The following is a 10,374-nucleotide window of genomic DNA, read 5'->3' on the forward strand; positions in this document are numbered from 1 at the left end:
GCCGTCGGGCCAGCGGGTCCCGCCGCAGCAAGTCCCGCCGCAGTCGGCCCCGCCGCAGCCGGCCCCGCCGCAGCAGGCCCCGCCGCTGTCGCCCGCAGAGGTCTACACGCCGGCCGAGGCCCCGCCCACGCCCCGGCCGCCGCAGCCGGAACTGCCGGAGTCGATGTCCGACGTGCCGCAGTACGCGGCCCGACTCGCCGCGGCACCCCTGCCCGACGCCCCGGCCACGCCGCCCAACGGCTCCGACCCCGGTGCGGCGTCCGGCTGGGGTGCACCGCCCGCCGACGCCCAGCAGGGATTCGCCGGCGGCCCGAACGGTGGCGCCCCGGCCGGCTGGCCCAACGCCGGTGGAGGCCCGGTCCACGCGGCCGGCGGCACTCCGCCGCCGCCCGTCATGCCGCGGCCCGAGGACCTGCTGGTGAGCACGCGGCCCCGCACGCTGGAGAAGCCCGCGACGTGGGGCTTCCGCGGTCGGCTCGCCCGGATGTCCGGGGGCCTCTACAAGCCGCGGCCGTCGCAGGCCGAACTGGCCGACCGGCAGGCGCGACTCAACGCCCAGCGCGGCTTCTCCCGGCCGATGACGGTCGTCGTCATCCAGCCGAAGGGCGGCGCGGGCAAGACCCCCACCACGATCTGCGTCTCGTCGGCCCTCGGGGTCCGCCGGGGCGGCTACATCGTCGGCTGGGACAACAACGAGACCCGCGGCACGCTCGCGGTCCGCACCACCAACGACGACAACCAGCGCACCACCGCGTGGGACCTGCTCGGCCGGCTCGACGAGTTCGAGCGGTCCGAGGCCCGGGTCGGCGACCTCGGCTACTACATGCGCGCGCAGGGCGACGCCCAGTTCGACGCGTTGGTCTCCGACGACAACCCCGGCAACATGGCGCAGATCGGCGAGGTCGAGTTCAAGCGCATCCACAAGGTGCTGCAGCGCTTCTACCGCATGATCATCATCGACACGGGCAACAACGTCCGGTCCACGAACTGGCAGGCGGCGGTGGACCACGCCGACCAGATCGTCGTGGTGTCGACCTACCAGCGTGACGTCGGCTACTCGGGGTCCTGGGTGCTGGACCACCTGGCCCAGACCGGGCGCGACGAACTGGCGCGCGACGCCATCACCGTGCTCACCGCGGCCGAGCCGACCGTCGACCAGGTCGTGCAGAGCGAGCTGGTCAAGCACTTCGGCGCCCGCACCCGCGCGGTGGTCGAGGTGCCGTACGACCCGCACATCGCCGAGGGCGGCCCGATCCGGTGGGACGAGTTGTCGGAGGCGTCGAAGCGGGCGTGGACCGGCGTCGCCGCCGCCATCACCCAGACCCTCTACGACCGCGACCAGCGCCAGCTCGCCGCCACCGGGCGCCCCCGCTCCTGACCCGCACCACCCCGTCCGTCGCCCTCGCGGCGGGGTCAGAGGCGGGCGAGGGCTTCGGCGAGGCGGGCGAACTCGGTGACGTCGAGGGTCTCGCCGCGACGCTGGGGGTCGATGTCCGCGGCGCGCAACGCGTCCTCGGCGCGGGCGGCCGAGCCGGCCAGGCCGGCGAGCGCCGCCCGCAGGGTCTTGCGGCGCTGGGCGAAGGCGGCGTCGACGGCCGCGAAGACCTGCTGCCGGGTGGCGGTGGTGACCGGGGGGTCGCGACGGTCGAACGCGACCAGCGCGGAGTCGACGTTCGGCACCGGCCAGAAAACCCCGCGCGGCACCGTGCCCGCCCGGCGCGCCGCGGCGTACCAGGCGATCTTGACGCTCGGCACGCCGTAGATCTTCGAGCCGGGCGGGGCGGCCATCCGGTCGGCGACCTCGGCCTGCACCATCACCAGCCCGTGGCGCAGGGTCGGCACGGCCTCGAGCAGGTGCAAGGTGATCGGCACAGCCACGTTGTAGGGCAGGTTCGCGACCACCGCGGTGGGCGGCGGGCCGGGTACCTCGCGCACCTGCAGCGCATCGGCCTCGACCACGGTCAGGCGGTCGGGCCCCACGCCCCGCTCGGCCGCGGTGAGGGGCAGGCGGGCGGCGAACGCCGGTTCGATCTCGATCGCGGTGACGTCCGCGCCCGCGTCGGCCAACGCGAGGGTCAGCGACCCGAGGCCGGGGCCGACCTCGAGCACCCGCTCCCCCGCGACCAGGTCCGCCGCGGCGACGATCCGCCGCACGGTGTTGGCGTCGTGGACGAAGTTCTGGCCCCGCGTCTTGCTGGGCCGTACGCCCAGCTCGGCCGCGAGGGCGCGGATCTCGCCCGGACCCAGCAGCGTCACGCCCGGCACGCTACCGACCGGGTGTCCGACCCCGGGCAGACGTCAGCGCCGGGGCCGTGTTCTCGACCCCGGCGCTGACGCCGGAACAGGTGGGTTCAGCGGCGACGACGCAGCAGCGACGTCACGGCCTCGCGGCGCCGGGTGCGCCCCTGCGCGACCCGGCGTTCCTCCAGCTTGCGCCGCGCGACCGGCACGCCGACCAACGCCAGCAGCTTCCACACCAGCCACCCGAGGGCGACGAAGGCGTTGCGCTTGGCGCTCACCGGGCCGCCGCCACGGGAGTGGACGAGGCGGGCGTCGCCGTCGAGTCCTCGTGTCGGGCGTCGGCGCCACCGAGCACGGGCTTGGGCAGGAACCGGAAGACGAGCGCGGCGGCCACGGCGCCGATCAGCGGGAAGACCAGGAACACCCACAGCTGGGAGATGGCGTCACCGCCGGCGAACAGGGCCGGGCCGATGCTGCGGGCCGGGTTGACCGAGGTGCCGTCGATCGGCACGGCGACCAGGTGGCAGACCAGCAGCGCGAACCCGATGGGCAGACCCGCGGTGGCGGCGTTGACGGTGCTCGCGGTGACGGTGAGCACGGTGTAGACGAGCAGGAAGGTCAGGACGACCTCGACGATGATCGCCGCGGTCTGGCCGTACCCACCGCTGGACGCGGCGCCCCAGCCGTTGGCGCCGATGCCGTCGGTCGCCTCGGTGTAGCCGGCGCGGTTGCTCGCGACGGCGTACACGACGGCGGTACCGCCGATGGCGCCGAGCACCTGCGCCACGATGTACCCGACGGCCTCGACCGGGTTCAGCCGACCCGTGAGGGTCATGCCGAGGGTGACGGCGGGGTTGATGTGGCACCCGGACACCGGTCCGATGGCGTAGGCCAGGACCAACAGGGTCAGCCCGAAGGCCAGGGCGATGCCGAGCGGGCCGGCCTCGGGTGCGAGCACGGCGACGCCGACACCACCGATGACCAACAAGCCCGTGCCGAGGAACTCGGCCAGACAGCGGCGGACGGCTTCCATGACGGTGTTTCCTTCTTCCTGTGAGAGTTGGTTCGTTGCTCAGTGCAACGACGTGGTCAGTTCACTTCCCGGCCGGCTTCACGGTTGCTCACTGCAACGGTGATCTGGACGGGCAGGTCGGGCTGTTCGAGTGCCGCCCGCACCGCGGGCAGCGTCTGGGTGTCGAGGTGCTGGCGCAACCGACCGAGGTCGGCGTCGGCGGCGGTGGTGACCGACAGCCACAGCGACGGCGCGTCACGCGGGCCGGTCAGGGTGGCGTTGCTCCGGCGCACGCCACGGACGGTCTCGACGTCGGCCTCGACCGCGTCGGCGACCGCACCGCTGGTCAGCGTGGTGCGCCCGGCACCGTCGGAGCCGTCACCGCCGTCGTCACTGTCGGCGATGAGGCGTCGCACGGAGTCGGTGCGCGGCTGCACGAGCAGCCAGCGCAGGAACACCAGGCCGACGATGATGGCGACGGCCGCGGCGACCGGCCACAGCCAGCCGCTGTTGTCGTCCACGAAGGAGGCGGCGGAGTCGGGGTAGACCGCGGTGTCGGGTCCGCCGGCGCCGTACCAGCCCTGGTGGGCGCCGAACAGCGCGACACCGCCGGCCAGCAGCAGGATGCCGAGGACGAGCAGACCGAGGCGGTTGCCTCGTGCGGTGCGCTGGTGCATCTCAGCTCTCCTTCCGGTCGAGGCGGACCTTGACCCGGCGCGCACGGCGCGGGCGCAGGTCGTCGAGGCGGTTGCGGACGGCCGTGTCGACCCGGTCGGTGAGGCCGTCGGTGTGGCGCAGCGCGGTGCTGGCCTTGACGACGACCCGACGTCGACCGACGGTGACCGGCGCGTCGCCGATCCCGTCGACGCTCTCGGCGGCTGCCCGCAGCGTGCGGCGCAGGCTGCGCCGGGTCAGCCCGGTCGCGACCGTCGCGTCGTCGCCGTCGAGCTCGATCAGCCGGCGGTGCGGCGGCAGGACCCCGGCGAGCAGGGCGAGCACCCCCAGCACGGCGAGGACGATCGCGGTGACCAGCACCGCGGTCGATCCGAGGGTGGTCCGGCCGAGGAAGTCCGACAGCGACGAGGACGTGAATCCCCAGGTCGCGTCGGTGGTGGCGAGGTACAGCGCCTCGACCGCGCCTGCGGCGCAGACCAGCAGTCCGAGGAGCGCGGCGATGGTCGCAGCGGTGCCGCGCCGGCCACGCGGAGGTCGCACGCTCACTGCACCCGCCTGCTCTCCTGCTCGGGTCGCGGCAGGGCCGCGACGGTGATGTCGACGTGGTCGACGGTGACGTCACACAGCTCCCGGACCCGCGCCACGACGTGGGCGCGGACGTCACGGGTCACCGTGCGCACAGGCTTCGGGAACTCGACGGCGATCTGCAGCCGCAGGGCCGCGACCGATCCGTCGAGGTCGACGTCAGCCCGGACGGCGGGCGAACCCACCGCGCGGCCGGCGAGGTGACGGCGGAGGCCCTGCGCGCCGTCGACCTCGGTCGCGGCGGTGGCGGCGATCTTCTCCACGACGGCGTCGGCGAGGGTGGTGGTCCCGCGCTGCTCGACGGGGAGACGCTCGTCGACCCGGACCGGCGCGTTCACCGGTCGAGCCGGTCGCGGCGGTTGCCGAGCAGACCGGCGAGGTCGAGGTCACCGTCGAGGACCGCGCCGATCGCGACACCGACGGCGCCGAGGACCAGCACGAGCAGGAAGGCACCGAAGCCGCCGAGGGCGCCGGCGAGACCGAGGACGAGACCGACGAACAGACCGATGAGGGCGCCGGGGTGAGATGACATGACGAGTCCGATCAGAGAGTGGTGGTGGGAGGCCGCGGGTGCGGCGGACGAGGCCGCCGCACCCGCGTGAGGAGTGCTGCGTTACTGGACGCGCGCGGGCTTCTGCTCGTCCTCGTCGTCGTCGTCGCCCGGGATGTAGACGTTGGTGACGGCGATGTTGACCTCGGTGACCTCGAGCGCGGTCATGCGCTCGATCGAGGAGATGACGTTGCGGCGGATCTGCTTGGACAGGTCGCCGATGGCCACGCCGTACTCGACGATGAGGTCGAGGTCGACCGCGGCCTGACGCTCGCCGACCTCGACGCTGACGCCCTGGCCGAGGCTGCGACGGGCGCCGGGGATGCGCTCGCGGACCGCACCGAAGGCGCGCGACGCGGCGCCGCCGAGGTCGTGGACGCCGCGGACCTCACGGGCGGCGAGGCCCGCGATCTTCTCCACGACGGTGTCGGCGATGGTGGTCGAACCGTGCGCGGTGACCAGGTCGGTCCCGGGCTTGCGGTCGGCGTCACCCGCGGCGTGGGTGGCAGGCGTCGCGCTGGTGGTGGACGGGCTGGACATGCTGGACCTCCAGGAAAGAGTGGAAAAGGATGGGAAAGGCGGGATGAACCCCGCCGTCGACGTAGCAGGAACGTGGAAACGGGCAGGGTGGAACGCCCGACACCTGCGTGGACCGCACGTGGCAGGGAACGGGTCGAACGAGGGAGTGGGAAGACCGCGAGGCGGTCGGCCGGGGCCGCGGGTGCGGCGGCGGCGGGTGTGCAGCACCGCCGACGGGCGTCACCGGCGCTGGCAGCGCCGGGGCCGACCCCGCTCCGGCTCGACGAGACGCGAGCCGGAGTCCGGGGCTGTGCGGACCACGGGTCGATCGGTGAGGACGAACCACGGACCCGAGGGGGTCCCCGGGGCGGCCGGCGCGACGGCGCCGGCCGCTCCGCGAGGGAACGTCAGTTGGTGAAGGCGTCCTTGACCTTGCTGCCGGCGTCCTTGACGTTCGCCGACGCCTGGTCCTTCTTGCCCTCGGCCTCGAGGTCCTTGTTGTCGGTGGCGGCACCGACCTTCTCCTTGACCTCGCCGACGACCTCTTCGGCCTTGTTCTTCAGGTTGTCCAGAGCGCTCATGATGATGTCCTCCTCGGACCGGTTGTGCGTCGACACCGGTTGGTGTCGGGCCGCGGTGCGAGGCCGCCTGGCTGGCGACCTCCTCACCTGGTCAGACTCCGTTTACCCTGTAAACGTCACGCGCCAAACCCGTGACCTGGGACACGGCCGAAATGTGGGGGAAATGAGCGACACACAAAGGGGGACCGTCGTGGACACGAGCACACGAACCGGCGCGTCCACGGTCACACCGGCTGCACCGTGCGGGTGACCGCGGTCCGACAGGGGGCCGACCTCGTGGTGACGGTCGAGGGCGCACTGGACACGGCGACCTGGGACGAGCCCGTCCAGGTCCTGGCCGCGGAACTGGGACACGGCGGAACGGACGGTGCCCGCGTCGAGCGCGTGGTCGTGGACCTGGGTGGCGTCACGTTCCTCGACTCCAGCGGCCTCGGCACGCTGGTCCGGATGCGGAGCGCCTGCCACGACGCCGAGGTCGCGATGACGATCGCGCACCCGCGTCCGATGGTCCGGAAACTCCTGGTCATGACCGGTTTGGACACCGTCTTCGGCGTGGTGCCGGTCTCGGCCGGTGATCGACAGGATCCGGGTCGGCCCCGAGACGCGGAACACCTCACGTGACCGTCATCCTCGTCCGACCCGAGGTCGGCATCCCGCACCCCGCCCCGGAGGTACGTCCCGTGGTTCCCCCGCACGAACTCGTCGTCAACCGCCGCGTCGGCGCGGCCGTCTTCCACGCCCTCCCCGACGCGGGTGCGGTCGCGGGTCTCGACGTCCTGGTCGAGACCCTGTGCGACCTGCTCGACGTCGACTACGCCGGCGTCCACCTGTTCGACGGCGACGAGCACCAGGTCCTGGTCAGCTCCGACCCCGAGCCCCACCCGCCCCTGCCCCGGTCCGACACCCTGTGCGGCGTGCTGGTCGACCGCCACACGGCCGAGTACGCGGGCGCGGACGGCGCCACGAACGGCTGGGACGTCGTCGAGGTCCCCGACACCCGTGAGGACCCCTCGTTGCCGAGCGTGTTCGCCGGCGAGGTCGCCCCCGTGCGCTTCTACGCGGCCGCACCGTTGCGCGACCACGCCGGCCGCCCGATCGGGGCGCTGTGCGTGATCGCGCACCACCCGCGTGCACTGACCTGCACCGAACGGCGCACCCTGGTGGTGATGGCCGTCGCCGCCTCCGCCCTGCTGATGCGGTGCGTCGAACCTCTCGACGGGTAAGAGACCGTCTGATCCACGCCGCAGACCTGCGGGGTGCCCACGTGTGAAGGAGAACGGTGCCCGACGACGACCGCCTCCTCGGCACGGTGGTGCGTGACGCCGACGGCCGGGAACTGGGCGCCGTGACCGGTCTGCACGTCGACCCCGACGGCCGGGCCGCCCGCTGGCTGGACCTCGAGCTCACCAGCGGCGGGCGCGCGGTGCTCCCCGTGCAGGCCGCGAGTGTCGACGCCGCGGGCCGGGTGGTGGTCCCGTTCCGTGCCGACGAGGTGCGCTCGGCCCCGCGCGCCGACGGGCCGGTGGTGACCGCCGACCTCGCCGAGGCGTTGCTCCGCCACTACGGCTTCCCGCCGGAGACGCGGTGAGCGCCCCCCGGGGCAACCGGCGACTGTCCGAGGACGACATCCTGCGCGCCGCGATCGCCCTCATCGACGTCGACGGCCTGGCCTCGTTGACGATGCGCCGGCTCGGCGCGTCCCTGGACGTCGAGGCCATGGCGCTCTACCGCTACTTCCCCAGCCGTCACGACCTGCTCGACGGCGTGGTCGACCACATCGTCTCCGAGGTCGCCACCCATCCCGACAGCCAGTGGCAGGACGACGACGACTGGCGCGACTACCTCGACCGGTTGGCCCACGGCATCCGGCGGATGGCGCTGACCCACCCGCGCGTGTTCCCGTTGGTGTCGAGCCACCCGACCGCCGCGCCCTGGATCCGGCCACCGATCCGGTCGCTGTCCTGGGTCGATGCGTTCCTGCGCGGCCTGCAGGACCACCACTTCCCGCCGCCCGCGGCCGTCACGGTCTACAAGCGGTTCTCGACGTTCCTGCTCGGGCACCTGCTGCTCGAGGTGGCCGCGCTCGGCCTGGACTTCCCGAGCGAGGCGTCGGCGCCCAGCAGGGCGTCGGCCCCCGACGCCGACCGGCGCGACGCCGACCGGCTGCGGGTGGAACGGGCCGGGGCCGCCGCCAAGGCCATGCGCCGTGGCGACGGGCCGTCGGCCAGCGAGATCCTCGAGGCCGACCCCGGCCCCCGGACCGTCGCCGACGAGCCGGCGGTGCAGGCGGCCGGCGAGCAGATCGGCGAGGTCGCCGCCGGCGCGGACGGGCCGGTCGACGCGGTCCGCGCGCCCGCGGACGTGCCGGTCGTCGCCGCACTCGTGTCGACCGCCGTGGTCGACCTCGACGGCTACCCGGCCGTCGCCGCCAACGCGGGCCTGCTCTCGGCGGACACCGCCGCCGCCGACTTCGCCCGGGACCTCGACCTGCTGCTCGACGACGTCGCGCCGCTACGCCGCGCCTGACCCACCCTCGGACGTCGCGGCGTCCTCGCGTTCGGGGGACTCCTCGGGCTCCGCGCGGTGCGGAGGGGTCCCGAAGTGGACTTCGACCTCCTCGAATCCCTTGGTGCGCTGGGCCTGGGCCGACCCGGTGTAGGCGTTCACGTCACCCTCGGTGAGGTCGACGCTGTCGGTGAACGGCGTGAGCAGCGCGCGGGGGTGCAGCCGGTCGACCCGGACCACGTTGATCTCGATGCAGAACACCACGATCACTGCGGTGAGGTAGAGGAACGCCAACAACCCCAGCACCAACGCGAACACCCCGTTGGTCGCCGAGGCGCCGTTCACGACGTGGCGGACGTAGGTGACACCGACGGTCTGCAGCACCTGCCAGGCCACCGCCGCGAGCAGCGCGCCGACGGCGACGTCACGCACGGTGACGTCGCGGGTGGTGGCGATCCGGAAGGCGAACACGAAGGCCACGCCGTTGATCGCGATCGACGCGACCAGCAGCAGCACGCGGCCGACCGCACCCAGTGAGCCCAGGCTGCTCGCGCCGAACGAGGACAGCACGGTGGTCCCGAGCAACGCCAACCCGGCGGTGGCCAGCAGGACGAGACTGCGGCCCCGCGCGGCGAACGGGTTGGGTCGGCTGTTGCGCGGCACCGCCCAGGCCGTGTTCATCGCGTGCTGCAGCGCCTGCGCGACCCCGAGGCCGCCGTAGAGCGAACCGAGGACGCCGACCACCAGACCGACGATCCCGCCGCCGATCGCCTTGGGCGTACCGAGTTGGTCGCCGACGACCGGGAACTGGGCGAGCGCCGAGCCGAGCACCTGCTCCTGCAGCGCCGGGTGGCCCGAGAGCACGAAGCCCAGGACGGTCGAGAGCAGCAACAGCAACGGGAACAGCGAGACGAACGCGTAGTAGGCGATGAGCGCCGCGAGGTAGCCGCCACCGTCGTCGACGTACTTGTAGAGCACCCCGAGCGGGTAGCCGACACCCGGATGGCGTCGTTGGAACCCGTCGAGCCGGTCGACCACACCCACGTCCGTCACCTCTCGTCGTCCCGGACCCCACCGTCTCACGCACGGGGTCACCCACGGAGACCACAGGTGTGATGCACGAGGTCGTCGGGTTGCGCAGCAACCCGGCCGGGTAATCGGTTTACAGCATAAACACGATGCCGACCACGGAGGTCCGTCATGACCCAGCCCACCGCCCGTCCCCACGTCGCCGCCCTCGTCGCGGCGCTCGCCGCCCACCGCGGCACCGTCGCCGCCCGGCTGCCGCAGGCCGGCACCGCCGACGTCACCCGGGAGCTGGAGGACTTCGTCACCCGAGAGCGCACGACGCTGTCGGCCCTCGCCGCCGCCACCGGCCGCGCGGGGGACCTGCTCGAGGACGACGGCCGTGGCAGCCGGTCGCCGGTGGCGGCCGTCACCGCGGCGGCCACGGCGTTCGTGCCGCTGGACCAGGCGTTGCTCACCGACGTCGCCGTGGTCCGGGCGATCGCCGACCGCGCGCACGTCGCGCACGTCGCCGAGGCGGCGCACGGATCGGGCGCCGACTCACGCGCGCTCGTCGACGCGCTGCACGAGGCCGAGAGCTTCCACCGCGAGTGGGCCGAGTGGCAGCTCGCCGCCGCCGGCGAGTTCGCCGCGGGCGGCGCCGGTCGCCTGCAGCCGACCGCGGCGCAGCGGGCCGCCGA

15 protein-coding genes and 1 pseudogene are annotated in these 10,374 nt (G+C 73.5%); 6 read left to right on the plus strand and 10 right to left on the minus strand.

Annotation, left to right across the window (positions count from 1 at the left end; translation table 11 throughout):
* Positions 1-1,378 (plus strand): MinD/ParA family ATP-binding protein (locus ACXR2U_RS23225; RefSeq protein ID WP_458827469.1); only part of this gene is annotated, 1,378 nt, incomplete at its 5' end.
* Between the two features lie 35 nt (positions 1,379-1,413).
* On the opposite strand, the gene rsmA is transcribed toward ACXR2U_RS23225, so the two are convergent.
* The 9 genes from rsmA to ACXR2U_RS23270 form a co-directional block, all read right to left on the minus strand.
* Complete coding sequence (rsmA, locus tag ACXR2U_RS23230) at positions 1,414-2,265, minus strand: 16S rRNA (adenine(1518)-N(6)/adenine(1519)-N(6))-dimethyltransferase RsmA (RefSeq protein ID WP_458827470.1); 852 nt, start codon at positions 2,263-2,265, stop codon at positions 1,414-1,416.
* 86 nt (positions 2,266-2,351) lie between these two features.
* Positions 2,352-2,519: a hypothetical protein gene (locus tag ACXR2U_RS23235; protein WP_458827471.1), complete on the minus strand. Its 168-nt coding sequence runs from the start codon at positions 2,517-2,519 to the stop codon at positions 2,352-2,354.
* Complete coding sequence (locus tag ACXR2U_RS23240; protein ID WP_458827472.1) at positions 2,516-3,274, minus strand: aquaporin; 759 nt, start codon at positions 3,272-3,274, stop codon at positions 2,516-2,518. The genes ACXR2U_RS23235 and ACXR2U_RS23240 overlap by 4 nt, the downstream gene beginning before the upstream one ends.
* 56 nt (positions 3,275-3,330) lie before the next feature.
* Complete coding sequence (locus tag ACXR2U_RS23245; protein ID WP_458827473.1) at positions 3,331-3,930, minus strand: hypothetical protein; 600 nt, start codon at positions 3,928-3,930, stop codon at positions 3,331-3,333.
* Between the two features lies 1 nt (position 3,931).
* Positions 3,932-4,474: a DUF6286 domain-containing protein gene (locus ACXR2U_RS23250; protein WP_458827474.1), complete on the minus strand. Its 543-nt coding sequence runs from the start codon at positions 4,472-4,474 to the stop codon at positions 3,932-3,934.
* Entirely contained in the window at positions 4,471-4,851 is a 381-nt protein-coding gene (locus ACXR2U_RS23255; RefSeq protein ID WP_458827475.1) for an Asp23/Gls24 family envelope stress response protein, read from the minus strand. The genes ACXR2U_RS23250 and ACXR2U_RS23255 overlap by 4 nt, the downstream gene beginning before the upstream one ends.
* Positions 4,848-5,045, minus strand: a complete 198-nt coding sequence (locus ACXR2U_RS23260; RefSeq protein WP_458827476.1) for a DUF2273 domain-containing protein — start codon at positions 5,043-5,045, stop codon at positions 4,848-4,850. The genes ACXR2U_RS23255 and ACXR2U_RS23260 overlap by 4 nt, the downstream gene beginning before the upstream one ends.
* Before the next feature lie 81 nt (positions 5,046-5,126).
* Positions 5,127-5,603, minus strand: a complete 477-nt coding sequence (locus ACXR2U_RS23265; protein WP_458827477.1) for an Asp23/Gls24 family envelope stress response protein — start codon at positions 5,601-5,603, stop codon at positions 5,127-5,129.
* Positions 5,604-5,989: 386 nt separating this feature from the next.
* Positions 5,990-6,163: a CsbD family protein gene (locus tag ACXR2U_RS23270; protein ID WP_458827478.1), complete on the minus strand. Its 174-nt coding sequence runs from the start codon at positions 6,161-6,163 to the stop codon at positions 5,990-5,992.
* 246 nt (positions 6,164-6,409) lie between these two features.
* Between ACXR2U_RS23270 and ACXR2U_RS23275 the strand changes: the two genes are divergently transcribed.
* From ACXR2U_RS23275 to ACXR2U_RS23290, 4 genes are read left to right on the plus strand one after another with little or no spacing between them, the layout of a single operon-like run.
* A complete protein-coding gene (locus tag ACXR2U_RS23275; RefSeq protein ID WP_458827479.1) occupies positions 6,410-6,784 on the plus strand; it encodes an STAS domain-containing protein in 375 nt (124 codons plus the stop codon).
* Positions 6,781-7,386 (plus strand): GAF domain-containing protein, encoded by a 606-nt coding sequence (locus ACXR2U_RS23280; protein ID WP_458827480.1) that lies wholly within the window; start codon positions 6,781-6,783, stop codon positions 7,384-7,386. Before ACXR2U_RS23275 ends, ACXR2U_RS23280 begins: the two co-directional genes overlap by 4 nt.
* A 56-nt stretch (positions 7,387-7,442) precedes the next feature.
* Positions 7,443-7,751: a PRC-barrel domain-containing protein gene (locus tag ACXR2U_RS23285; protein WP_458827481.1), complete on the plus strand. Its 309-nt coding sequence runs from the start codon at positions 7,443-7,445 to the stop codon at positions 7,749-7,751.
* Positions 7,748-8,689, plus strand: a complete 942-nt coding sequence (locus ACXR2U_RS23290) for a TetR/AcrR family transcriptional regulator (protein WP_458827482.1) — start codon at positions 7,748-7,750, stop codon at positions 8,687-8,689. The genes ACXR2U_RS23285 and ACXR2U_RS23290 overlap by 4 nt, the downstream gene beginning before the upstream one ends.
* Here the strand turns inward: ACXR2U_RS23290 and ACXR2U_RS23295 are convergent.
* Positions 8,675-9,712 carry a YihY/virulence factor BrkB family protein gene (locus ACXR2U_RS23295; protein WP_458827483.1) on the minus strand — a complete coding sequence of 346 codons (1,038 nt, stop codon included), beginning with the start codon at positions 9,710-9,712 and terminating at the stop codon, positions 8,675-8,677. The two genes, ACXR2U_RS23290 and ACXR2U_RS23295, sit on opposite strands and share 15 nt — an antisense overlap.
* 156 nt (positions 9,713-9,868) lie before the next feature.
* Between ACXR2U_RS23295 and ACXR2U_RS23300 the strand changes: the two are divergent.
* A pseudogene (locus tag ACXR2U_RS23300) lies at positions 9,869-10,374 on the plus strand (hypothetical protein); the annotation flags it as partial.

The sequence above is a fragment of the Jatrophihabitans sp. YIM 134969 genome, assembly GCF_054456675.1.